The following is a 22,283-nucleotide window of genomic DNA, read 5'->3' on the forward strand; positions in this document are numbered from 1 at the left end:
CTGAGCCTCGGTGATCATTAAGTTAATGCCACACAAACGGGGGTTTGCTGGCCAGAACAACCAGCTACCCAGACCGGGGCCGGGGCCGGCGCCCCCCCGGGGGGGGGGGGGGGGGGGGGGGGGGGCCCCGGGGGGGGGGGGGGGGGGGGGGGGCTGACGAAACGTTCGTCTCGGTTACCGGTACGCAGACCTCGCCGCGCCCGGTGTTGGTGTCGACCCGGCTGGTCGCGCGGCTGGACTGCAGGTCGGAAGTTCAACTCGTGCCCTGCTGTGGCGGGTGCGGCTTTGGGAGGGTGTTCCAGCACCCTCCTCGGGGTTCGTTCAACCGGGCAGCGTCTACTCGCAGAAGATACGCACTTTGGCATCGGGCTGGTCGACCTCCACGGTCATCTCGTCGAGGTGCTCCACGAGTGCCTCGAGCTGTTCGGGCTTGAGCTGCGTCAGGTCGAACGGCATGCCCGACTTCTTCAGTTCGGCGTTGGCGTGACCCAGTGCCTGCGGCGGGATCAGGGCCGCCAGCCGTACGCCGGCCCGCAGCAGTTGCAGCGGCACCCGCACGTTGACCCGCGCCGACTCACCGTTCTCCAGGGCATCCACCACCACCCGCAGATACTTCATCTTGTCCTTCGGCCGGGCGTCGAGACTCGACGTCGCAGCCGGCTGGTCCCGTTCGAGCGCGGAGATGAGCTGCTCCGCCTCCGCTGCGGTGATTTTGCCCTCGGCCAGGATGTCGAGGATGGCCTTGCGCTGTTCGTTCATCGGAACATCTCCTATCGGATGGTTACCAGCAGAGCCGTACGGCCCTGCTCGACGTCGACCCGGGTGCCGGGCAGTGCGGAGATGACGCGCCAACCGGCACCGAGTGCGCGCCCCACGTTGACGCGATACACGAGGCAGATCACGGCCGCCACCAGCGCGGCCAGGACTACGACCGGTAAGAACACGAGCACTACGGGGAGTACTGGAACCCAGATTCGGATAGGACGACCGTCCGGGCGTTTGATCCGTACGGTCAATAGCTGCGGCATCATGTGCGGCCCTCCAGCTCGGACAACGCCTGCTCTGCGGTGACCTCGCCGCGCCGCAGCCGATCGATGATGTCGGCCCGCGACGGCGCCGGATCGGTCTCGACGAAGTCGAGCATCTGCATGATTCGGTTCAGTCGCGATTTGATCGTCGGGTAGCTCACCCCGAAGACCCGCTCCATCTCCTTGATGGAACCGTGGCACCGCACGAACGCCGTGACGAAGACCTGATCCTCGACGTTGAGCTGCGCCAGTTGCGGTAGGCCGAACTCGCCCTCGATCGCGACGCCGCTGCCCGTCAGGCGCACCCGCTCGACGACGAACGGCCGGCCCTGGGTCAGGTTTGTGAGCTCCTGCCAATCCATCGCCTGATCTGCCATATATAAATTTGTACCCGGCTAGAACTGAACTTTCAAGAAGTTGATCTTAATTTTTTCAAACAATAGGCCCGGTGGTGCGCCCGGGGCCGCCAGTGCCCGCCCGGGGTGGTCCGGATCGTGGCGGCGGGCCTCGGCGGCGACGGGGGCGCCGTGCCCGGGAGAAGCCGGCGTCGAGTCGACCCGAAATCTGATCGCCGCCGTCGTCAACCCTTTGTCTCCGAGGCCCGTCATTGGGCTGTAGGGAGAAGGAGGCAACGTGACAAGCGAACGAGACGAGCAGTTCGGAAAGTTCGTGCTGGACCGGCGTGCCGAGCTGGTACGGACGGCCAGGCTGATCACCGGCGGTGACCATCATCTGGCCGAGGACCTGGTTCAGACGACGCTGACGAAGCTCTACGTCAAGTGGCCGGCGTATCGCCGGGCCGGCAATCCGGGCGGCTATGTGTACCGAATCATGGTCAACGCGCTGACCGATGAGCGGCGTCGCCCGTGGTGGCGGCGGGAACGCTCCACCGCCGCCCTGCCCGATATCGCGCAAGCCGAGTCGGGGCTGGACCGTGAGGGCGTCGACGAACTGATGACCGCGCTCAAGCGGTTGCCGCCGAGGATGCGGGCCACCCTGGTGTTCCGGTACTTCCACGGCCTGGACGTGGCCGAGACCGCCGGCGCGCTGGGTTGCAGTGAGGGCTCGGTGAAGACCCAGACGGCCCGTGGGCTGCAACGGCTGCGCGAAGCCCTGGAGGTCACCCCCGGCCGGTTGAGCTACCTGCCCGGCAACATCCATCCCTGACCCGCGGCCCTGCCCCGCGCCGGAACACCCACCCGAGGAGAAGGCTATGAACACCGACCTGCACGACCGTTTCACCGATATCGCCGGCCCGGCCCCCGCGCCGTCCGCCGCAACGCTCACCGCAGATCTGGAGCGCGGGCACAGTGCCCTGCGCCGGCATCGACTCGCCCAGGTCGGTGGTGCCGGGCTCCTGGCCGCCGTACTGGCCGCCGTGCTTGTCGTGCCCGGAGTACGCACCGGCGGTGTCTCGACGAACATCGCCGGGCCGCCGGCCGCCACCGGAACGGCAGCCGACGAGATGACCAGCCGGTCCCCGGCCAGGCTGGTGGCCTACACCGGCGCGCAGCCCCACGGGTTCACCGTCGACGAGGTGCCCGAAGGCTGGGAGGTCCAGGGCTCGGACGAGTCCGCCTTCATGCTCGCCCCGAAGGGCATCGCCGACCAGGACCCCGCGTCCTTCGTCGGAAAGATCGGCATCACCCTCGAGAAAAGGGTGCCGGATGTGACGACGAAGAAGGTGACCGTCAACGACAAGCCGGCCCTGCTGGCCACGATGGCCGGCAACGACCGGCCCGGCACCGTCTTCATCGCGCAGCCCTCCGGCGCGTACCTGGTGATCCAGGTGTGGAAGACCCTCAACTGGGGCGAGCAGGAGCTCGTGCGGTTCGCCGGGGGCGTACACGTCGGGAAGGATGCCCGCCCGATGGTGGGCTGAGCTCCCCACAGCCCGTCACCCGATCCGTAGCCCGCCCGGCGCGCCCTCGCGCGACGGGCGAGCTGCCTGCCGGCGTACGCGTGGCCTGCCGGCCCCGCCCGACGAGATGGAGCGGGGCGACCAGATCGGCCGGCGCGGCCACCGGACAGGCGCGGCCACCGGCCCCCGTGGCCGGGACGACGCGACGTGACACCATGGCCGCGTGACCGGTCCTGTCCAGACGGGGTACGCCCCGCCCAGTGGTCCCCCCAGTCAGCCGACGCATGGCTGGCCGCGCTGGCTGATCGTGGTCGTCGTGCTCTGGGCGCTCCTGCTGGCGGCGTTGACCTGGGTGTCCGTACGTGATGACGGGCCGACCGTCCGTGAGCAGCGCAGCCTGACCCAGGCCGGGCCGGTGGTCGACCGGGCGGTCGGCGAGCTGGTGGCGGCGGCCGGCGACCGGGTCGTCGCGCTCGAGCCGGACCGGATCGAGCACGGCTGCCGGGTGACCCCCCTGCTCGACGGCGCGACGTTGGAGCGTGGGGTGGAGGTCCTCGACCCCGGCGCCGACCCGCGTACGGTGCTCACCCAGATCGCCGACCGGCTCCCGGCGGGCTGGCTGGCCGGGGTCCGGGTCACCGGCGAGGGCCCTCGGCTGCGCGCCGACGCGGGGGAGTTCGTGCTGGTGGTGGGGCGACCGGCCGGCGACGGCCGGATCCGGTTGACCGTCCGCACCGGGTGCCGCCCGATCGGCGACGGCTACCGTGCACCCGCCGCCCAGGCGGGCCCGGAAGCGGACGCCCTCGCCGCCGCCCTACGCACGTTCGGCTACCCGCCCACCCCGCCCACGCAGCAGATCGCCGCGCCCTGCCCCGGCGCGAATCGCCAGGCCCGCACCGCCCGCCTCACCCTCGACCCCGCCCCGGCGGAGCCGCCCCGCGGGCTCACCCCGGCCGCTGGCGACACCGTCCTTCTCGACACCCCCGAGGTGTACGCCTACCGCCACGCCACGGTCACCATCGCCCTGACCGGCCCCCACCTAACCGCCACCACCCCCTGCACCCCCTGACCCCCTGCACCCCACCCCCGCACCCCCGCACCCCCGTCCGGGCCTCCGTCCGGGCTCCGTGATCATGAAGTTATTGCCATCCACCCCTGGTTTGGGTGGCAATAACTTCATGATCACCGGGCCGGGGCCGGGGCCGGGGTTGGGGTTGGGGTTGGGGGGTTGGGTTAGGGGGTTGGGTTGGGGGTGGGGGGTTGGGGGGTGCGGCTGCGGCCCAGGGCGTCGACGTGGCCCCAGCGGCCGGGGATGTCGAGCAGTTCGACCCGGCCGATGCCCTCCGGTACCGCCGGGTCGATGATCAGATGCTCGCCCTGCGGTTCGAGGCCGAGCATCACCCGTAGCAACAGCAGTGGGGTGCCGGCCGACCAGGCCTGCGGGCTGCACGCGGTCGGGTACTGCACCGGGTAGTTGGTGAGGTTGCGCTCGTAGCCGGCGAAGGCCTCCGGCAGCCGCCCGGCGAAGTGCTGGGACGCGGCCAGCATCGCCGCGCAGATCCGCCCCGCCTCCTCCCGGAACCCGTACCGCCACAGGCCCCAGGCGATGATCGAGTTGTCGAAGGGCCAGACCGTGCCGACGTGGTATCCGATCGGGTTGTATCGGCTCTGGTCGTCGGCGAGCGTCCGTACCCCCCAGCCGGAGAAGAGCCGCGGCCCGAGCAGGTCCTCGGCGACCCGGCCGGCCCGTGACTCGTCGACGATCCCGCTCCAGAGCAGGTGGCCGATGTTGGAGGAGAGGCTGTCGACGGGGTGGCCCTCCGGGTCCAGGGCCAGCGCGTAGTGCTCGCGGTCGGGGAGCCAGAAGTCCCGGTTGAACCGCTCCTTGAGTGCCGCCGCCTCCCGTTCCAGCCGGTCGGCGTACGCCGGGTCGTTCCAGAACGTGCGGGCCAGTCGGGCCCCGCGCAGCTTCGCGTCGTACGCGTACCCCTGGGTTTCGCAGGAGGCCCGGGGGAAGCCGGGCAGCCGGCCGTCGCGGTAGGAGATCGAGTCCCAGGAGTCCTTCCAGCACTGGTTCTGCAACCCCGTTTCCGGGTTGCGGGTCTGGTACCAGATGTACCCCGTGCCGAGTAGGTCGCCGTACGAGTCGAGCCAGTCCAGCGCCGCCCGGGCCTGGAACTCCAACTGCCGTACGAGGGTGGCGTCCCCGGTCCACCGCTCGTACTCGTCGAGCAGGATGACGAACAGTGGGGTCGAGTCGGCGGCCCCGTAGTACGGGGAGTGGGGTTGCTCCTCGAAGCCGGCTGTCTCGCCGTACCGGAGCTCGTGCGGGATCTTGCCGGGTTCCTCGTCCCGGAAGTCGTCCAGCCGGCTTCCCTGAAGACCGGCCAGTATGGCGATCGTCGGCGGTACCAGCTCCGGCAGGAACGGCAGCAACTGGAGCGAGGTGAAGACGCTGTCCCGTCCGAACAGGGTCATGAACCAGGGCAGCCCGGCGGCCACCAGCCGGACCCCTAGGGTGATCGATTCGTAGCGCAGGGCCGCGAGGTCGTTCAGGCTCCGCCGGTACGCCCGGGCCAGCGGCTCGCTGTCACAGCTGAGCTTCGGGGCCCGGTCGAGCAGGTCGTCCTGCTCGGCCTGGATCGCGGCGACCGAGCGGTGGCTGCCGAGCGGCAGGGTGGCCCGGATGTCCTCGCCCCGGGCGCCATAGATCACCGCGGCGACGCGTAGCCGGGTCGTCCACTCCCCGTGCTGGCCGATGCGGATCCGGAACGTCATGCCGGTCTCGTCGATGGCGCCTTCGTCGTTGGTGCTCACCACCGTCTCCCGGTGGAAGCCCTCCCGTCGGTAGGTGAACCGCAGTTCCCGCTCCCCGACGGCGGCGACGGACCGGCCCTGCTTGCTCCGGACGTGTTTGACCTCGAACAGGTCGGCGAAGTCGGCCGCCATGTCGAGGCGGACGGTGAACTCGACCTCCCGCCCGGTGTGGTTCAGCACGGTCAGTTCCTCGGTGAAGCCGCCGCCGATGGATCGGCTCCGGATCACCGAGGCCTTGGCGTCGAGGTAGTGCGTCGGCTCGCCCGGCACCAGGAAGAACCGGTTGCGGTACGAGTTGGCATCGTCGATGGAGAGCACGTGGAGCCGTTCCCCGTCCAGGGTGAGCAGCCAGGCCGAGAGGAACCGGGTGTCGAACGAGAACAGCCCGGCAGGGAAGTCGTCCGACGGCTCGATGTCCCCCTGCCGATCGCTGACCAGGAAGGTGTTGCCGTCGAGGATGCTGACCGGTTCCCTCACCCCGGCCGCCCGGCCTGCTCCCGGGCCACGTCCCGGGGGTCCCGGGTGCCGGGCCGGTCGGGGAAGAACCTGCGGAAGGAGAGGAAGAGCACGACGCTGCCCGTGAACCTGCCCTCGTTGCGCAGCATCGCGGAGACTCCCTGCGCCGCCCCGACGGTGAGCCGGTCGAAGAGGTCGACGCTGCTGTACCAGGTCGCGTCGGCCGGGCCGGCGTCCCGGGTGGCCCGGGCCCAGCCCGGTTTCATCTCGACCCACCAGTTGTCGGTGCGGTCGCCGGCGGAGAGTTCGAACTGGATGATGCCGCTGAGCGGGCCGCGCAGAACCGCCGGGGCGCGCGCCGGCAGTGATTCGAAGAACCTCTCCGTCGCCTCGGTCACAGGGGAAATCGTAGGCAGTGATCGGACGAACCGGGCTGATATCGGCAGTCCGCGCAGAACGGGCGAAGTGTTCGGCGGTGGGCGGTGGGGGCGGTCAGTAGACCAGCGCCTGCGCTCCCTCGGCCATCGCTTCCTCGACGAAGACCGCCGCCCCGGCGATCCGCACCCCCGGCAGTACGTCGTCCGGGCCGATGTCCCGGCGGGCCGCGCACTGGGTGCACGCCGTGACCCTGCCGGTGGTCAGGATCACGTGCAGCAATTCGGCCAGCGGGGCGGAGTGCGGCAGCTCGAACTCCTGTGCCCGGCCGGGCAGCGCGAACCAGGTGGACTCGCCGGTCAGCCAGAGCGAGACGTCCACCCCGGCTGCGGTGGCGGTGGCGGCGACGGTGAAAGCCTGTGCGCACCGCTCGGGCGCGTCGACGCCGGCGGTGACCTTGACGACGAGAGTGCGGGCCATGGCGCCAGCATAGGATGGCCCGGATGGTTACCGAGATCGGGTTCGTCAGCCTGCTCGTAGCGGGCCTGGGCGCGCTCGCCGGTGGCCTGGTCTACCTTGCCGTACGCATGTCGAGAGGACGCTGGTGAGCGCGAGGAGTGAGCCGGTTTTGCGAGCCCCGCAGTCGCGAACGAAGGTGGCCTGGTGAGCGCGAGGAGTGAGCCGGTTTTGCGAGCCCCGCAGTCGCGAACGAGGGTGGCCTGGTGAGCGCCGAGAATCCCCTTCAGCCGCCGTGGCTGAATGCGCCCCCGGTCGACCCGTACCCGTACGAGGAGAGTCACGACCTGCGGGTGGGCCCGAAGCTGCACCCCGCGCTGGACGGCCTGCTGCCCTACGTCGGGGTGTGGCGGGGGCGGGGCCGGGGCGGCTTTCCGACCATCGAGGACTTCGACTTCGCCCAGGAGATCCGGATCAGCCACGACGGCCGGCCGTTCCTGTTCTACGAGTCGCGGGCGTGGATCCTCGACGAGGAGAGCCGGCCGGTGCGACCCGGCGGCCGTGAGGTGGGCTGGTGGCGGCCGGTGCTGGACGACGGCCGGGCCACCGACGAACTGGAGGCCCTGATGTCGGTGCCGACGGGCGTGATGGAGCTGCACGTCGGCAAGCGCAAGGGCACCCAGTTGGAGTTTGTCACCGACGCCGTGGTCCGCACCTCCACGGCCAAGGAGGTCACCGCCGGGAGCCGCCTCTTCGGCATCGTCGAGGGTGCCCTGCTGTACGCGCAGGACATGGCCGCGGTCGGCCAGCCCCTGACCCCGCACCTCTCCGCCCGCCTCATCCGCGTGGCCGGCTGACCCCGCCTATGATCGGACGGTGTCCGAATCCTCCCTCGCGGAAGTGCTCCGCGCCCGTGGGCTACGGCTCACGGCGCAACGGCAGTTGATCCTCCAGGCGGTGCTGGACCTTGGCCACGCCACACCGGAGCAGGTGCATGGCGCGGTTCGTGAGGTGGCCGCCGGCGTCAACATCACTACCATCTACCGGACGCTGGAGTTGTTGGAACGCCTCGGCCTGGTGACCCACACCCACCTGTCGCACGGCTCACCCACCTACCACACGGCCGGCGAGCACCAGCACGTCCACCTGGTCTGCCGTGGGTGCGGCGCGATCGACGAGATCGACCCGGAGCTGTTCCGGCCGCTCGCCGACCGGTTGGCCGGCGAGCGGGGTTTCCGGGTGGACATCGGGCACGTGGCGCTCTTCGGCGTCTGCGGCCGTTGCGAGGACGGGAAGCTGAAATGATCGACATTGCGGGCGCGATCGCCGCCGAGGCCATTGACGAGCAGACGCGGGACCAGCCGGAGCCGGCGCACCGTGCGGCCGGGGTGCGGGGAGTCGCCGCCCACTACGGCGACCCGATGCGGGAGCAGCGCACCCTCGACACCGCGGTCGGACTGGTCGACCGGTCGCACCGGGGGATCGTCGCGGTGCCCGGCGAGGAGCGGATCGGCTGGCTGCATACCGTGACCACCCAGCACCTGGCCACGCTGACCGCCGGTGAGGGCACCGAGTTGCTGGTGCTCTCCCCGCACGGGCACGTCGAGCAGCACGCCATGGTCGCCGAGGACGGCTCGACCACCTGGCTGGACACCGAGCCGGGTGCCACCGGCGGCCTCCTGACGTACCTGGAGAAGATGCGGTTCTTCAGCAAGGTCGAGCCGCGTGACGCCACCGCCGAGCACGCCCTGCTCTCCCTGGTCGGCCCGGAGGCGACCGGCGCGCTCGGCACGCTGGGCGTGATCGGGTTGGCCGAGCCCGACGCGGTCGCGGTGCCGGGCCCGAAGTTCCGCTCCGGCGAACTGCCGGCGCGGCCCACCGTCCGGTACGCCGTCGCGCCGCTGCCGATCGGCGGCTGGGCCCGTCGGGGCCCGCTCGGCGTGGACCTGCTGGTGCCCCGGGCGGCGATGGACCAGGTGGTCGCCGAGCTGCGTGGGGCCGGGGTGCCGGTGGCCGGGCTGTGGGCGTACGAGGCGATCCGGGTGGCCGCCCGGCGTCCCCGGGCCGGGGTGGACACCGACCACCGGACCATCCCGGCCGAGGTGGACCTGATCGCCCCGGCGGTGCACCTGGACAAGGGCTGCTACCGGGGCCAGGAGACGGTGGCCCGGGTGCACAACATGGGGAGGCCGCCGCGTCGCCTCGTACTGCTGCACCTGGACGGGGTGACCACCGACCAGCCGCCGGCCGCCGGCACGCCGGTGACCCTGGACGGCCGGGCGGTTGGTTTCGTCGGCACCGCCGTGCACCACCACGAGCTGGGTCAGGTCGCCCTCGCGGTGGTCAAGCGCAACGTGCCCGACGACGCCCGCCTCCTGGTCGGTGAGTCCGCCGCCGCTATCGACCCGGCCTGAACCGGCGTTCAGTCCAGCGGTCGCCCTGCCCGGGTGGGGCGTCTAGGATCGCCGGCATGACCACAGGAACGTTGATCACGGTTGCCCCCACCGGCGCGGAGTCGGCGAAGACGGAGGTCCCGGCGCTGCCGGTGACCCTCGACGAGCTGCTGCTGACCGCCAAGGAGTGCGAGGCGCTCGGCGCCGCCGTGATCCACGTCCACATCCGCGACGCCGGGGCGAGGCCGACGCTGGACCAGGGGCGGCTGCGGGAGACCGTAGCGGCGCTGCGGGAGGGCACCGACCTGATCGTGCAGCTCTCCTCCGGCGGGGCGGTGACCGACCCCGAGGCCGACCGGCTGGCCGTGCTGGACGCCGCCCCGGACATGGCCTCCTGCACCATGGGGACGCTCAACTTCGGCGACGACGTCTTCCTCAACCGCTGGGAGTTCATCGTCGACCTGCACACCCGGATGCAGGAGCGCGGGATCGTGCCCGAGTACGAGATCTTCGACCTCGGCCACCTCACGGCCCTTGCGCGGCTGCTCGGCAAATACGGCCTGCCGCACGGCGGGCACGTGCACGTCGACTTCGTGATGGGGGTCCCGGGGGGCATGCCGGGCACCCCGCACGCGCTGGTCGCCGCCCACCAGGCGCTGCGCGACCTGCCGGAGGGCACCACGTTCTCGGCCACCGGAATCGGCCGCAGCACCATCCCGGTAATGCTGGCCTCGCTGTCGGCCGGCGGGCATCTGCGGGTCGGCATGGAGGACACCGTCACGTGGGCCAAGGGCCGGCCGGTCGAGTCGAACATGCAGCTGGTGGCGCGGGCGGTGAGCTTCGCCCAGCTCGCCCAGCGGCCCCCGCTCACCACGGCCGAGGCCCGCGATCTGCTCGGAATCGGCTCCCGCTCGCCGGTACCGTCCACTTCGTGAGCAAGACGTACGAGGGCGGCGTGCCGCTCGCCGAGGTGGTCCGCTCGGGCTTCGTGGAGGGGCTGCACCGCGGCTCGGTGGTGGTGCTCGACGCGGCCGGCGTGCAGGTGGACGCCGCCGGTGACGTTACCTCCCCGGTCTTCCCCCGCTCGGCCAGCAAGCCGTTGCAGGCCGTCGGCATGCTCCGCGCCGGGCTGTCGCTGGCCGACCCCGCCGACGTGGCCCTGGTGTCGGCCAGTCACGCGGGGGAGGAGTTCCACCTGGCCCGGGTGGGGGCGCTGCTGGCCGCCGCCGGGCTGGACGAGTCCGCCCTCGGGTGCCCGCCCGACCTGCCGATGGACGAGCTGGCCCGAGCGGCCGTGCTGCGCGCCGGCGGCGGGCCCACCCGGGCCCGGATGAACTGCTCCGGCAAGCACACCGGCATGGTGCTCACCTGCCTGGCCGCCGGTTGGTCCCGGGACGGGTACTGGCGACCGGACCACCCGTTGCAGCAGCGGCTGCGGGAGGCCGTCGAGGAGTTCACCGGCGAGCCCGTGGCGGCCGTCGGGGTGGACGGCTGCGGCGCCCCCGTGCTCGCCGTCTCGCTGACCGGGCTGGCCCGGGCGTACCTGCGGCTGGTCTCCGGCGAGCCCGGCTCGCCGGGGCGCACGGTCGCGGACGCCATGCGGGCGTACCCGGAGATCGTGGGCGGCACCTGGGCCGAGGACAGCCGGCTGATGCGCGGCCTTCCCGGCGCGCTCGCCAAGATCGGCGCGGAGGGAGTGATCGCCGCCGCGTTGCCGGGGGTGGGCGCGGTCGCCGTGAAGATCGACGACGGGGCCACCCGGGCCCGGATGCCCGTCCTGGTCTCCGCGCTGCGCCGGCTGGGCGCCCGGGGGCCGGTCCTCGACGAGTACGCCGCGCCGCCGCTGCTCGGCGGCGGGGTCCCGGTCGGGGCGGTCCGCCCCCTCTGGTGACCGTGACCGTGACGGTCACCGGAGGAAGTCGAGCAGGGCGGAGTTGACGGCGTCGGGGCGTTCCAGGGGAAGCAGGTGGCCGGCGTCCGGGACGTCGGGCAGCCGCACCGCGCCGGGGACCTCGGCGGCGATCCGGTCGGCGAGCCGGCCGATGTCGGGCACGTCGGCCGCCCCGGCGGTCACCAGCACCGGTATGCGCAGCTCGCCGAGCCGCTCGATCGCGGGCGGGTCGAGTTCGGCCACGTCCACGGCGCTCAGCGCCCGTTCGGCGGCGAGGGCCCGCCGGTCCATCTCATCGGCGAACCGGATCAGCTCCGGGTCGACGTCCTCCGGGCGGCGGCCCGGGCCGACCACCCAGAACCGCACCTCGCCGGCCGCACTGGCCGCGAAGTCCTGCGGATCGGTGTCGCCGACCAGGTCGTCCCAGAGGTCGTTGGCCTCCTCGGACCACTCGTTGCCGCCGACCGCCGTGCCGAACAGGGCCAGCGCGCTGACCCGATCCGGGTGTGTCAGGGCGGTGTCGATCGCCACCGCCCCGCCGAACGAACAGCCGACCAGCGCGCCTCGGGGCACCGCCAGCGCGTCCAGCAGTCCGATCACGTCGTCGTGGTGGGCGAAGGGGGCTGCGGGTAGCTCGGAGTCGCCGTAGCCGCGCAGGTCCACGGCGATCACCCGGTGCTGGGCGGCCAGGGCGGGGATCTGCTCCCGCCACATCCGCCGGTCGGCGATGCCGGCGTGCAGCAGCACGACCGGGGTCCCGCTGCCGGTGTCGTCGTATGCGAGGTTCGCGCCGTTGATCTCGATCTTGGTCACGACCGGGAAAGGTACAGACCGGACAGTCCCTGCGCAACCCGGCTTCTGAGACCTTGCTAACTCGGGCTAGCGTTTTGCTTGCAGCAGCTAGCAGTGGTGGTTAGCGTGGGGGCATGGCCAGCTCAGAGCTTCCCGATGTCGGCGGGTTCATCCGCGATCTGCGCCGCAACGCGAAGATCTCGTTGCGACAGCTCGCCGAGCAGGCGGGTGTCAGCAACCCGTACCTCAGCCAGATCGAGCGCGGCCTGCGCAAGCCCAGCGCGGAGGTGCTCCAGCAGCTCGCCAGCGCGTTGCGGGTCTCCACCCCGGCGATGTACCTGCGCGCCGGCCTGCTCGACGACAAGGAGGGGCAGGGCGTGCTCGCCGCCATCGCGATCGACCCCGATCTGACGATGGCGCAGAAGCAGTCCCTCACCCAGATCTACGAGACGTTCCGTCGGGAGAACGCCCGGCTGGCCGAGCCCACCGCCGGCTCGGCCCCGGCCACCGCCCCCGGTGGGGCCGGTGCCCCGGCCGCGTCCACGCCGGCCACCGCGCCGGCGGCCCCCGCCACGGTGGCCCCGGCCGCGACCGGGCCGACCACGCCGGAGGGCACCCCGACCGAGGCGGTCCTGGAGTCGGTCGCCGTCACCGAGGCCGGTCGGGCACCCGCCCCGCCCAGCAGCACCCCCGAGAGGAAGGCCGCCTCGACGGCGGCCCCGAAGACCGCCGACGCGGTCGATGACGAAAAGACCGCCGACGCGGTCGAGGAGGAGAAGTCATGACCCAGCCGAAGACCAACCGCATCCCGGCCCCGATCTACGCCGCCGCCGGCGTCGGCGACCTGGCGCTGGAGCAGCTGCGCAAGCTGCCCACGGTGGTCAGCGACCTGGGGGGCAGGGTCGTCGCCGACCTCGGCGGCAAGGCCGTCGTGACCGGCTTCGAACTGCGCCAGAAGGCCACCGAGACGCTGCGCACGGCCAACCAGAGCGCCGCCGAGCTGCGCGGCAAGGGCGTCCAGGCCGAGCTGAACCGGCTGCGCGAGGCGACCGACGGCCGGCTGCGCGAGGCCACCGACCTCAACCGGCTGCGCGAGGCCACCGACCTCGACCGGCTGCGCGAGCTGGCCACCCGGAACGCGGCCGTCGTCGTCGCCGGTGCGCAGGCCGCCCAGGAGCGGGCCCTTGTCGCATACGCCGAGCTGGTCGCCCGCGGCGAGCGGGTGGTCGGCGCCGGGGTGCTGGAGGCCGCCGACACGGTAAACGCCGACATCGAGGCGACCAAGGCCGAGCTGACGGCCACCCCGGCGGGCACCCCGACCGTGGCGACCGAGGCCGAGCTGACCACCACCCCGGCCGAGTCGCCGGCCAGGGCGAGGACCGGGAACGAGGTCCCCACCCCGGCCGACGTGGCCGAGATCGTCGAGGCCAAGCCGGCCGCCGCCAAGACCCCGCGTACCCGGGCCACCAAGGCGACCGCGACGAAGGCGGCGAAGGCTACCGCCGAGAGCCCGTCGGCCAAGCTGCCGAAGGCCACCGGGCGCACCCGGCCGACCGCCGAGTAGTCCGCCCCGCCGATGCCGCACGGCACGACCCCGGATCCGCCCTGCGGACGGATCCGGGGTCGTCGGCATAAGCTTGGCGGCATGGCCAACGCCGCGCCGATCTTCGCCTTTGAGATTCAGTACTGGATCACCATGCTGCTGCTGGTGTTCGCCCTCGTCATCGAGGGGGTGGCACTGGTGCACGCGATCACCCAGCGTGGCGACGGATTCGCCGCGATCGGCACGCTGCCCAAGGGTGGCTGGATCGCCATCCTCGCGGCCTGCCTGGTGCTCACCGTGCTGACCAGCGCGACCTACATCTTCGGGCTGATCGGCATCGCCGCCGCCCTCATCTACCTGCTCGACGTCCGGGTGGGGCTGCGCGACCTTCGCGACGGTCGGGGGTCGTCCTGGTGAGAGGGTTCCGGTGGCCACCGCCGCCGGACGGCGGGCCGCGGACCTGGGGCCCGGGTCCCGGCGCCCCGCGCACCGGCCGGCCGGCCCTGCCCGAGCCGGCGACCGAGCTGGTCATCACCCCGCACGGGGTGCGGCTCGAACAGTTGGTCACCGGCGTCGGCGACCCGGTCACCGTTTTCGCGCACGGGCTGGGCAACGGCATCGCCAGCACCCGCCCGTTCGGCAGCGGAATCACCGGCCGCAAGATCTTCTTCCAGTTCCGGGGGCATGGCCGTTCCGACGCGCCCCCCGGCCCGTGGAGCTACCTCGACCTCGCCCGTGACCTGCGGGCCGTCGCCGACCTCAGCGGCGCCACCCGGGCCTTCGGCGCCAGCCTCGGCGCGGGCGCGCTCTGCCGCCTGCTCACCGAGAGCCCCGAGCGCTTCGAGCGGCTGGTCTTCTTCCTTCCGGCGGCGCTCGACCGGCCCCGGGGCCAGGTGGCCCGGGACCGCCTCACCGACCTGATCGACGCGGTGGAGAGCGGCGATGCCTCGGCCGTCGCGGACGTGGTCTCGATCGAGCTGCCGCCCGCCGTGCGCAACACCCCTCCCGGCTGGGCATACCTACGACAACGGCTGGACCAGCTCCTCCGCGACGGCCTCGCGGCGGAGCTGGCCTCCCTGTCGGAGCAGGCCCCGCTGGGCGACCGGGCCGAGTTGGCCGCGGTGACCGCCCCCGCCCTGGTGATCGCCTGCGCGGGCGACGACCTCCACCCGGTCGAGGTCGCCGAGCAACTCGCCGCCGCCCTGCCCCGGGCCACCCTGCATGTGTACGACCGCCCGGGCGTGCTCTGGTCGGAGCGCGCCGACCTGCGGGAGCGCCTCTCCGGGTTCCTCAACGGTTGACGGTGCCGGTGTCACGGGCGTCACACCGGTGGCAGGTGGGCGGCCCGCACGTCGAGTAGCCAGCGCTCGACCGTCGCGGAGTCCGGCCGGTCCGGCAGCGGGCTGCGCGCCGTGTCGAAGTCCCGTTCCGCCTCCGCCAACAGGGCCCGCGCCTCGTCCAGTTCGCCGCCGGCCACCCGCTCGCCGAACGCCCGGAACCGCTCCGGGGCGGCCAGCCGGATCTCCAGGACGCCGGTGGCGTACAGCAGCCGGCCCTGGTGCACCAGCCGGGCCAGGTGTCGGGCATGCTTCGCCGTCCGTCGCCGGGTGTCGGCCGAGAACGTGCCGTCGTCCCGCGAGGCCAGCCTGCGGAACTGCTGCACGGCGTACCCGAGGTAGGCGTCGCGGACCCGGGGTGCGCTCAGGAACGCCGAGCGGATGGCGATCAGCCGGTCGCCGAGCTCCGTGCGGGTCTCGTAGCAGTCGTCGGGCAGCCACATTAGCTCGGTGGCGGTCGGGTTGCCGCCCAGCGCCAGCCGGGCGTACTTCCCGGCCTCGTGCAGGGTGACGTCCGGGTCGGTGGTGACCACCGACTCGCGGGGCGGGCGCAGGCCGTGGAAGGCGACCGTCGGTGCGGCGAAGACCCCGATCCGGTCGACGTCGGAGCCGGGTCGGGCCAGCCCGTACGCGACCGAGCCGACGATGCCGGAGAGCAGCAGGTGCATGCCGCCGAGCATGACGCAGCGGACCCGTCCGCGAAACCGGACTTCGGCTGTCAGGTATTGCTGTCAGGGTCGACCGCATGACAACAAAACCCCTGACCGGAAAGATCGCGCTCGTCGCCGGGGCGACCCGGGGCGCCGGCCGGCAGATCGCGGTCCAGCTCGGCGCGGCCGGGGCCACGGTGTACGCGACCGGGCGCAGCAGCCGCGCCGCCGGCCGCTCGGAGCTGGACCGGCCGGAGACCATCGAGGAGACCGCCGAGCTGGTCACGGCGGCCGGTGGCACCGGCATCGCGGTCCGGGTGGACCACCTCGTTCCCGACCAGGTCCGCGACCTGGTGGCCCAAATCGACGCCGAGCAGGGCCGGCTCGACGTGCTGGTCAACGACGTCTGGGGGGCCGACCCCCTGATCACCTGGGAGAAGCCGGTCTGGGAACAGCCCCTCGACGCCGGCTTCCGCACCCTGCGGCTGGCGGTCGACACCCACATCATCACCAGTCACTTCGCCCTGCCACTGCTGATCCGCCGCCCCGGCGGCCTGGTGATCGAGATCGGCGACGGGACCAGGGAGTACAACGACGCCCGCTACCGGCTGTCGGTCTTCTACGACCTCGCCAAGACCTGTGTCAACCGGCTCGCCTTCACCCAGGCGCACGAGCTGGAGCCGCATGGCGGCACGGCGGTCGCGCTCACCCCCGGCTGGATCCGCTCCGAGTTCATGCTGGAGCACTTCGGGGTCACCGAGGCCAGCTGGCGCGACGGCGCGGCCACCGACCCGCACTTCCTGATCTCGGAGACCCCGGCGTACGTGGGGCGGGCGGTGGCCGCGCTCGCCGCCGACCCCGACCGGGCCCGCTGGAACGGCAGGTCCGTCTCCAGCGGCGAGCTGGCCCGGGTGTACGGCTTCACCGACCTCGACGGCAGCCGGCCGGACGCCTTCAGCTACCTCACCGACGTGGTGCACGGCGGCAAGCAGGCCGACGTGGCCGACTACCGCTGACCGTCCCGGCCCTGTCGCCGGCAGTCCCGGCCCCGCCGCCGCTTCCGGCCCTGTCGCCGGCCGCCCGGTCAGTGCGCCCCGTCGCCCGGCCCGCCGTACAGCGCGGCGAGCCGGGCGACGGTCTCGGCCACCCGCGCCCGCAGCTCCGGCGGGTCGAGCACCTCGACCTCCGGGCCGAGGCGCAGCAGCAGCTCGTACGCCACGTCGACGGACTCGACGGGCACCCGGGTGACCATCCAGCCCTGCCCGTCGGGTGGGCCGGCGGCGCGGGTCGCCTCGGCGTACCCGAAGGGGGCCTCCGCAGCCCGGTGGAGGGCGCGCAGGCCGGCGGGGCTCAGCCGCACGCCGACCTCGGTGCGCTGCATGCTCCGCAGGAACGCCTCGGCCTGCTCCCGCCAGTACCCGCCGAGGTCGAAGCCCTCGTCCCGGGTGTACGTCTCCTCGCCGGCCACCACCTCGACCACCCGGTCGACCCGGTAGGTACGGGTGCCGTCGCCGACCCGGCCGACCAGGTACCAGACGCCGCTCTTGAGCACCAGCCCGTACGGCTCCACCCGCCGGACGACCTCCCGCTCGCCGCGCCGGTAGCGCAGCTCCACCACCCGGTCCCGCCACACCGCGCGGGCCAGTTCGGCCAGCCACGGCGGCGCAGTGGCCTCCCGGAACCACCCCGGTACGTCCAGGTGGAACCGCTGCCCGACCCGGGCCGGCGCGTCCCGCAGCATGGGCGGCAGCGCGGCCAGCACCTTCAGCTCGGCGGAGGCAACCGCGTCGGCCAGCCCCATGTCCCCGGCCGGGCCGGGCAGCCCGGTCAGGAAGAGCGCTTCCGCCTCGTCGCGGGTGAGCCCGGTCAGCCGGGTCCGGTAGCCGCCGAGCAGCCGGTACCCGCCGGCCCGCCCCCGGTCGGCGTAGACCGGCACCCCGGCGGCGGAGAGCGCCAGCACGTCCCGGTACACGGTCCGCTCGGAGACCTCCAGCTCCCGGGCCAGCTCGGCGGCCGTCATGGTCTCCCGGGACTGGAGCAGCAGCACCACCGAGATCAACCGCGAGACCCGCACCCGCCCATTGTGCAGGGGAGGGCCCCTTCTTCAACGCCTGCGGTATTGAAGGGAACCCCTCTCACCCCGCGGCGAGGCGTGCCGGTGCGCGAGCCGGATGGGCCGGTCGCCGTTAGGCTCAGCGGTCGTGAACGTACCCAGCAATCTCACCGCGCCGGTGACCGGCGCCGTCGGTCGCTTCTTCTCCGGGGCCGGCCTGCTCCTGCGCGGTCTCGGCCTGTACGTCCGCAGCCCCGGCCTGATGCTGCTCGGCGTCGTGCCCGCGCTGCTCTCCGGGGCGATCTTCGTGGCGGCGTTCGCCACCCTGGTGTACTTCGTGGACGACCTCTCCGCACTGGTCACCCCGTTCGCCGACGACTGGTCGACCACCGCCCGCAGCCTGGTCCGGGTGATCGCCGGGTTGGCCTTCCTCGGGCTCGGCGGGCTGCTCGGGGTGCTCACCTTCACCGCGGTCACCCTGGTCATCGGCGACCCGTTCTACGAGAAGATCTCCGAGAAGGTGGAGGAGCGGTACGGCGGTACCCCGGGCGCGGTGGAGGTGCCGTTCTGGTCGTCGCTGCGCCGCAGCCTCGTCGACTCGCTGCGACTGGTCGCGATCTCCGTGCTGATCGGCATCCCGCTCTTCGTGGCCGGGTTCATCCCGGTGGTCGGCCAGACCGTCGTGCCGGTGATCGGGGCGGCGGTGGGCGGCTGGTTCCTCGTCCTGGAGCTGGTCGGCGCGCCCTTCTACCGGCGCGGCATGCGGTTGCCGCACCGGCGTGCGCTGCTGAAGGCCGACCGGCCCACCGCGCTCGGCTTCGGGGTGGCCGTCTTCGTCTGCTTCCTGATCCCGCTCGGCGCGGTGCTGATCATGCCGGCGGCGGTGGCCGGCGCCGCCCTGCTGACCCGCCGGGCCCTCGGCCAGCCCATCGACGAGCCCCGCCGGTCCCGGGGCGGGCCCGTGGACGAGCCCCGCCGGGTCCCGGGTGGGCCCCACGAGGAGCGCTGACGTGGAGATCAACCTGGTCGAGGGGGACATCACCGCTCAGCGGGTCGACGCGATCGTGAACGCGGCCAACTCCTCGCTGCTCGGCGGCGGGGGAGTGGACGGCGCGATCCACCAGCGGGGCGGCCCGGCGATCCTGGCCGAGTGCCGGGCGCTGCGGGCGTCCCGGTACGGCCGGGGCCTGCCGACCGGCCAGGCGGTCGCCACCACCGCCGGTGAACTGCCGGCCCGCTGGGTGGTACACACGGTCGGCCCGGTCTTCTCGGCCGCCGAGGACCGGTCGGCGCTGCTGCGGGACTGCTACGCCAACAGTCTGGCCGTCGCCGACGGGCTGGGCGCGGCCACGGTGGCGTTCCCACTGATCTCGGCCGGCGTCTACGGCTGGCCGGTGGAGGACGCCGTACGCCAGGCCCTCGCGGTGCTCCGGGCCGCGTCCCTGGCCCACGTCACCGAGTCCCGCCTGGTCCTCTTCGGAGCCGACACGTACGCGGTGGCGCACCGGCTCGCCGCCGCCCGCTGAGCGGTCGCCCGGGCGGGCGACGGGGGACCGCTCAGCGGACGGGGGGAGGCCGGAAATCGACGTATCGCCGGACGTCGGCGGCGCGGGCGACTATCTTGACAATCGGCAAATGGTGCAAAACCGGCAGGAGTGCGTGGCGTGGAAGCTGCCCGGGTCAGGTTCGCGGTCTCGGTGACCACGGCCTGCATGATGGTGCTCGGGGCTGCCGGTCTCGCTCGGGGCGGGGCGGGGTCCGCGTCGTGGCCGGCCGCGCGCTCGGGCGGCGAACGGCCAGTGTCGCTCCCGCCCGGCCCCCGTACCACGGTCGAGCTGGACCCCGCCGACGCGCCCACGACCGCGACCGACCGTGAGCCGGCCTGCTCACCCGCGCTGGGCGGTGGCCCCCACCCCGACGAGGACGTCTGGCTCTTCGGCCTGCCGCCGGGCGGGGTCCCGGCCCGGTTCGTCGCGGTGACGCCCGAGTTCGCCACCCCGGACCAGGGGCGGCTCGCCCCCGCCGTGCCGGCCGAGGGCGGCACGATCGCCGACGACCGGGGTGCCGACGTGGCCTGGCTCCGCCTGCCGGCCGGCTGGACGCTGGTGGGCGGGACGGCAGTGGTGGCCGGGGCCGCCGACCGCTACACGCTCGTCGGGGTCTGCGCGGCGCGTGGACCGTCAGCGCAGCTCGCGTAGGCAGGACCACTGGCTGGCCACCGGCCGGTACCCCAGCCCCTCGTTGATCGTCAGCATCGGCGCGTTCGCCGCGTCGTTCGACGTGTACGCCACGCGTACCCCGGTGGCGGCGGCCCGGTGCAGGGCGGCCGTCTTCGCCAGCCGGGCCAGCCCCCGGCCCCGGTGCTCCGGCACCGTGGCGGTGTAGTCCGACCACATCCGGTCGCCATCCCGCTTGACCAGGCTGAACGCGAGCACCTTCCCGTCGGACTCGACCGCGGTGCTCGCCTCCCGGTCCAGCCCGAGGTTGTTCCAGATCTCGTACCGGAAGCTCTCGTAGCTAATGGCGTCCCTCGACACGTCGCCCGGCTCGTCGACGGCCGTCGCCCGGTTGGCCAGGTAGACCTGGTGCGGGTCGACGTCGGTCAGCGGGGATAGGCGTACATGCGGGGGAGCGGCCGGCGGCGGGGGAACCGGGCGCAGCTCCAGCGCCGAGTAGCGCATCTCCCGGCCCGTCGTGAAGCCGTGCCGACGGGCGAAATCCAGCCCTTCGGCCGCCGCCCAGCCCTGCACCCGGCGGACGCCGAGCGGGAGCAGATGCGCCAGCGCCGCGGCCAGCAGTCCCGAGCCGAGCCCGCGCCCCCGCTGGTCGCCGCGGACGTGCAGCAGTGACACCGAGCCGACCCCCCGCTCGGACGTGGTGCCCACGCGGTACGCCGACACCCAGCCGACCACGGTGCCGTCCACCTCGGCCACGAACGCCGTCCAGGGCTCGCTGGGCGGCGGCTCGGCGATCATCTGCCGGGTCGAGGCCACACCCCGCACGAGGTACGGGTACACGAGCGCCCGCAGGGCCACCACGGCGGCGGCGTCCTCCGGCCGGGCGAGGCGGATCGTCACCGGTCCCGCCCCGGCACGGCGGCGACCGCCTCCACCTCGACGAGCTGGTCGCAATAGCCGAGCACGGCCACCCCGAGCAGGGTGCTCGGCGGGTCGTGGTCGCCGAACGCGTCCCGGACCACCTCCCACACGGTCACCAGGTCGGCCTGCCGGGTCGACGCGACGTACACGGTGGTCTTGACGACGTCGTCGAGGCGGGCACCGGCGGCGGCGAGGGCGAGGGCCAGGTTGGCCATCACCTGCCGGGCCTGCGCCGCCGGGTCGCCCGGTGCGACCGTGCGGCCCTCGGCGTCCAGCGGGCAGGCGCCGGCGGTGAGGACCAGCCGGGCCGTCGGGTCGACGGTCGCCGCGTAGGCGTACTCGGCGGTGTCGGAGAGCTCGGGTACGCGCACCAGCGCCACGGAATCGCTCATCCGCGCGACGCTAGCGCCCGGCACTCCGGGTTGCCACGCAATTACCGCCGCCCGCGCCCCCGACGTCGGGCGTGCGAAGGGGACCCTTCTTGACCGCAGGCGTTAACAAGGTGCCCTTCCCTACCCTGAGGCGCGGATGACCAGCTCCGTGGGGAGAACGAGGGCCACCTCGACCTCCTCGCCGGCCGCCATCCGCAGCAACTGGCGGGCCGCCTCCCGGCCCAGTTCCAGCAGCGGCTGCCGCACCGTGGTCAGCGGCGGCTCGGTGTACGCGGCGGTCTCGATGTCGTCGAAGCCGATCATCGCGACGTCGTCGGGCACCCGCCGACCCGCCTCGCGCAGCGTCCGCATGGCGGCGTGCGCCATCAGGTCCGACGCGGCGAAGACGGCGTCCAGGTCGGGGTGGGCGTCGAGGAGCCGACGCATCGCCGCCGCCCCCGACTCGCGGGTGAAGTCCCCGAACGCGACCCGCTCCGGCAGCCCGGCCGCGGCGACCGTCTCCCGGTATCCGGTCAGCCGTTCCATCCCGGCGATCATGTCCTGCGGGCCGGCGATGGTGGCGATCCGCCGCCGCCCCGAGTCGAGCAGGTGCCGCACCGCCCGACTCACCCCGCCGACGTGGTCGACGTCGACGTACGGCACCCCGACGTCGCCGAGCGGGCGGCCGCTGCACACCACCGGGATGCCCAGCCGGGCCAGCTTCCCCGGCAGCGGGTCCGCCCCGTGCAGCGAGGCGAAGATCGCCCCGTCGACGTGCCGCCCGGTGGTGTACCGCTCCACCCGGGCATGCCCGGCCGGCGAGCCGGCCAGCATCAGCACGAGCTGTTTGTCGGCCGCCTCCAACTCCTGGGCTACCCCCCGGATGATGCTCGGGAAGACCTGGTCGTCGGAGAAGACGCGGGTCGCCTCCTCCGGCAGGACTAGGGCGATCGAGTCGGTCCGCTGGGTGACCAGGCTGCGGGCGGCCAGGTTCGGCACGTACCCCAGCTCGGCCACCGCCCGGCGGACCGCATCCCGGATCGGCTCGGCGACGGTCGTGGAACCGTTCACCACCCGTGAGACGGTCGCCCGGGAGACGCCGGCCCGCCGGGCCACCGCCTCCAGGGTCGGCCGTTGAGCCGTCGTCATCGCCGTGTTCACC

General features: G+C 73.1%; 29 protein-coding genes. 17 read left to right on the plus strand and 12 right to left on the minus strand.

The window, feature by feature from the left end:
• Positions 1–336: 336 nt before the first annotated feature.
• From SNR22_RS27015 to SNR22_RS27025, 3 genes are all read right to left on the minus strand, one after another.
• Positions 337–759 (minus strand): hypothetical protein, encoded by a 423-nt coding sequence (locus SNR22_RS27015; protein ID WP_320069484.1) that lies wholly within the window; start codon positions 757–759, stop codon positions 337–339.
• A gap of 11 nt (positions 760–770) precedes the next feature.
• On the minus strand, positions 771–944 hold the full coding sequence (locus SNR22_RS27020) for a hypothetical protein (protein ID WP_320069485.1): 174 nt from the start codon (positions 942–944) through the stop codon (positions 771–773).
• A gap of 83 nt (positions 945–1,027) precedes the next feature.
• Positions 1,028–1,405, minus strand: coding sequence for a DUF2089 domain-containing protein (locus SNR22_RS27025; protein WP_320069486.1), 378 nt, complete (start codon positions 1,403–1,405; stop codon positions 1,028–1,030).
• A gap of 256 nt (positions 1,406–1,661) precedes the next feature.
• Here SNR22_RS27025 and SNR22_RS27030 point away from each other — a divergent pair, with 256 nt between their 5' ends.
• From SNR22_RS27030 to SNR22_RS27040, 3 genes are all read left to right on the plus strand, one after another.
• Positions 1,662–2,195 (plus strand): SigE family RNA polymerase sigma factor, encoded by a 534-nt coding sequence (locus SNR22_RS27030; RefSeq protein WP_320069487.1) that lies wholly within the window; start codon positions 1,662–1,664, stop codon positions 2,193–2,195.
• A gap of 46 nt (positions 2,196–2,241) precedes the next feature.
• A complete protein-coding gene (locus tag SNR22_RS27035) occupies positions 2,242–2,910 on the plus strand; it encodes a hypothetical protein (RefSeq protein WP_320069488.1) in 669 nt (222 codons plus the stop codon).
• Positions 2,911–3,112: 202 nt separating this feature from the next.
• Positions 3,113–3,958 (plus strand): hypothetical protein, encoded by an 846-nt coding sequence (locus SNR22_RS27040; RefSeq protein ID WP_320069489.1) that lies wholly within the window; start codon positions 3,113–3,115, stop codon positions 3,956–3,958.
• Between the two features lie 164 nt (positions 3,959–4,122).
• Here SNR22_RS27040 and SNR22_RS27045 read toward each other — a convergent pair whose 3' ends face one another.
• The 3 genes from SNR22_RS27045 to SNR22_RS27055 form a co-directional block, all read right to left on the minus strand.
• Positions 4,123–6,183, minus strand: coding sequence for a glycogen debranching N-terminal domain-containing protein (locus tag SNR22_RS27045; RefSeq protein WP_320069490.1), 2,061 nt, complete (start codon positions 6,181–6,183; stop codon positions 4,123–4,125).
• Positions 6,180–6,560: an SCP2 sterol-binding domain-containing protein gene (locus tag SNR22_RS27050; RefSeq protein WP_320069491.1), complete on the minus strand. Its 381-nt coding sequence runs from the start codon at positions 6,558–6,560 to the stop codon at positions 6,180–6,182. Before SNR22_RS27050 ends, SNR22_RS27045 begins: the two co-directional genes overlap by 4 nt.
• A 94-nt stretch (positions 6,561–6,654) precedes the next feature.
• Positions 6,655–7,017 (minus strand): DsrE family protein, encoded by a 363-nt coding sequence (locus tag SNR22_RS27055; protein WP_320069492.1) that lies wholly within the window; start codon positions 7,015–7,017, stop codon positions 6,655–6,657.
• Positions 7,018–7,040: 23 nt separating this feature from the next.
• Here SNR22_RS27055 and mtfM point away from each other — a divergent pair, with 23 nt between their 5' ends.
• From mtfM to SNR22_RS27085, 6 genes are all read left to right on the plus strand, one after another.
• Positions 7,041–7,145 (plus strand): small membrane protein MtfM, encoded by a 105-nt coding sequence (gene mtfM / locus SNR22_RS27060; protein ID WP_036376929.1) that lies wholly within the window; start codon positions 7,041–7,043, stop codon positions 7,143–7,145.
• 114 nt (positions 7,146–7,259) lie between these two features.
• Positions 7,260–7,850: an FABP family protein gene (locus tag SNR22_RS27065; protein ID WP_320069493.1), complete on the plus strand. Its 591-nt coding sequence runs from the start codon at positions 7,260–7,262 to the stop codon at positions 7,848–7,850.
• A gap of 19 nt (positions 7,851–7,869) precedes the next feature.
• Positions 7,870–8,298 carry a Fur family transcriptional regulator gene (locus tag SNR22_RS27070; protein ID WP_320069494.1) on the plus strand — a complete coding sequence of 143 codons (429 nt, stop codon included), beginning with the start codon at positions 7,870–7,872 and terminating at the stop codon, positions 8,296–8,298.
• Complete coding sequence (locus tag SNR22_RS27075) at positions 8,295–9,407, plus strand: folate-binding protein (RefSeq protein WP_320069495.1); 1,113 nt, start codon at positions 8,295–8,297, stop codon at positions 9,405–9,407. Before SNR22_RS27070 ends, SNR22_RS27075 begins: the two co-directional genes overlap by 4 nt.
• A 56-nt stretch (positions 9,408–9,463) precedes the next feature.
• On the plus strand, positions 9,464–10,321 hold the full coding sequence (locus tag SNR22_RS27080; protein WP_320069496.1) for a 3-keto-5-aminohexanoate cleavage protein: 858 nt from the start codon (positions 9,464–9,466) through the stop codon (positions 10,319–10,321).
• A complete protein-coding gene (locus SNR22_RS27085; protein ID WP_320069497.1) occupies positions 10,318–11,277 on the plus strand; it encodes an asparaginase in 960 nt (319 codons plus the stop codon). Before SNR22_RS27080 ends, SNR22_RS27085 begins: the two co-directional genes overlap by 4 nt.
• A 15-nt stretch (positions 11,278–11,292) precedes the next feature.
• Here SNR22_RS27085 and SNR22_RS27090 read toward each other — a convergent pair whose 3' ends face one another.
• Positions 11,293–12,090, minus strand: a complete 798-nt coding sequence (locus tag SNR22_RS27090) for an alpha/beta hydrolase (RefSeq protein WP_320069498.1) — start codon at positions 12,088–12,090, stop codon at positions 11,293–11,295.
• 113 nt (positions 12,091–12,203) lie between these two features.
• On the opposite strand from SNR22_RS27090, the gene SNR22_RS27095 reads away from it, so the two are divergent.
• From SNR22_RS27095 to SNR22_RS27110, 4 genes are all read left to right on the plus strand, one after another.
• Complete coding sequence (locus SNR22_RS27095) at positions 12,204–12,854, plus strand: helix-turn-helix transcriptional regulator (RefSeq protein WP_320069499.1); 651 nt, start codon at positions 12,204–12,206, stop codon at positions 12,852–12,854.
• Positions 12,851–13,633: a hypothetical protein gene (locus SNR22_RS27100; protein ID WP_320069500.1), complete on the plus strand. Its 783-nt coding sequence runs from the start codon at positions 12,851–12,853 to the stop codon at positions 13,631–13,633. The genes SNR22_RS27095 and SNR22_RS27100 overlap by 4 nt, the downstream gene beginning before the upstream one ends.
• Before the next feature lie 81 nt (positions 13,634–13,714).
• A complete protein-coding gene (locus SNR22_RS27105; RefSeq protein WP_320069501.1) occupies positions 13,715–14,029 on the plus strand; it encodes a DUF2516 family protein in 315 nt (104 codons plus the stop codon).
• A complete protein-coding gene (locus tag SNR22_RS27110) occupies positions 14,026–14,913 on the plus strand; it encodes an alpha/beta hydrolase (RefSeq protein WP_320069502.1) in 888 nt (295 codons plus the stop codon). Before SNR22_RS27105 ends, SNR22_RS27110 begins: the two co-directional genes overlap by 4 nt.
• Positions 14,914–14,933: 20 nt before the next feature.
• Here SNR22_RS27110 and SNR22_RS27115 read toward each other — a convergent pair whose 3' ends face one another.
• Positions 14,934–15,617, minus strand: coding sequence for a DNA polymerase beta superfamily protein (locus SNR22_RS27115; RefSeq protein ID WP_320069503.1), 684 nt, complete (start codon positions 15,615–15,617; stop codon positions 14,934–14,936).
• A gap of 77 nt (positions 15,618–15,694) precedes the next feature.
• Here SNR22_RS27115 and SNR22_RS27120 point away from each other — a divergent pair, with 77 nt between their 5' ends.
• A complete protein-coding gene (locus SNR22_RS27120) occupies positions 15,695–16,615 on the plus strand; it encodes an SDR family oxidoreductase (protein WP_320069504.1) in 921 nt (306 codons plus the stop codon).
• 68 nt (positions 16,616–16,683) lie between these two features.
• Here SNR22_RS27120 and SNR22_RS27125 read toward each other — a convergent pair whose 3' ends face one another.
• Positions 16,684–17,673, minus strand: coding sequence for a YafY family protein (locus SNR22_RS27125; RefSeq protein ID WP_320069505.1), 990 nt, complete (start codon positions 17,671–17,673; stop codon positions 16,684–16,686).
• A gap of 97 nt (positions 17,674–17,770) precedes the next feature.
• Between SNR22_RS27125 and SNR22_RS27130 the strand changes: the two genes are divergently transcribed.
• From SNR22_RS27130 to SNR22_RS27140, 3 genes are all read left to right on the plus strand, one after another.
• Positions 17,771–18,661 (plus strand): EI24 domain-containing protein, encoded by an 891-nt coding sequence (locus SNR22_RS27130; RefSeq protein ID WP_320069506.1) that lies wholly within the window; start codon positions 17,771–17,773, stop codon positions 18,659–18,661.
• Position 18,662: 1 nt separating this feature from the next.
• The gene (locus SNR22_RS27135) at positions 18,663–19,178 is read left to right on the plus strand and encodes an O-acetyl-ADP-ribose deacetylase (RefSeq protein ID WP_320069507.1); all 516 of its coding nucleotides are present in this window, start codon (positions 18,663–18,665) and stop codon (positions 19,176–19,178) included.
• A 138-nt stretch (positions 19,179–19,316) separates the two neighbouring features.
• Positions 19,317–19,850, plus strand: coding sequence for a hypothetical protein (locus SNR22_RS27140; protein WP_320069508.1), 534 nt, complete (start codon positions 19,317–19,319; stop codon positions 19,848–19,850).
• Here the strand turns inward: SNR22_RS27140 and SNR22_RS27145 are convergent.
• From SNR22_RS27145 to SNR22_RS27155, 3 genes are all read right to left on the minus strand, one after another.
• Positions 19,833–20,729 carry a GNAT family N-acetyltransferase gene (locus SNR22_RS27145; RefSeq protein ID WP_320069509.1) on the minus strand — a complete coding sequence of 299 codons (897 nt, stop codon included), beginning with the start codon at positions 20,727–20,729 and terminating at the stop codon, positions 19,833–19,835. The genes SNR22_RS27140 and SNR22_RS27145 overlap by 18 nt on opposite strands.
• Entirely contained in the window at positions 20,726–21,142 is a 417-nt protein-coding gene (locus SNR22_RS27150) for a RidA family protein (RefSeq protein WP_320069510.1), read from the minus strand. Before SNR22_RS27150 ends, SNR22_RS27145 begins: the two co-directional genes overlap by 4 nt.
• A 120-nt stretch (positions 21,143–21,262) precedes the next feature.
• Positions 21,263–22,270 (minus strand): LacI family DNA-binding transcriptional regulator, encoded by a 1,008-nt coding sequence (locus SNR22_RS27155; protein ID WP_320069511.1) that lies wholly within the window; start codon positions 22,268–22,270, stop codon positions 21,263–21,265.
• Positions 22,271–22,283 lie beyond the last annotated feature (13 nt).

The organism is Micromonospora sp. RTGN7 (genome assembly GCF_033804645.1).
Classification (GTDB): Bacteria; Actinomycetota; Actinomycetes; order Mycobacteriales; family Micromonosporaceae; genus Micromonospora.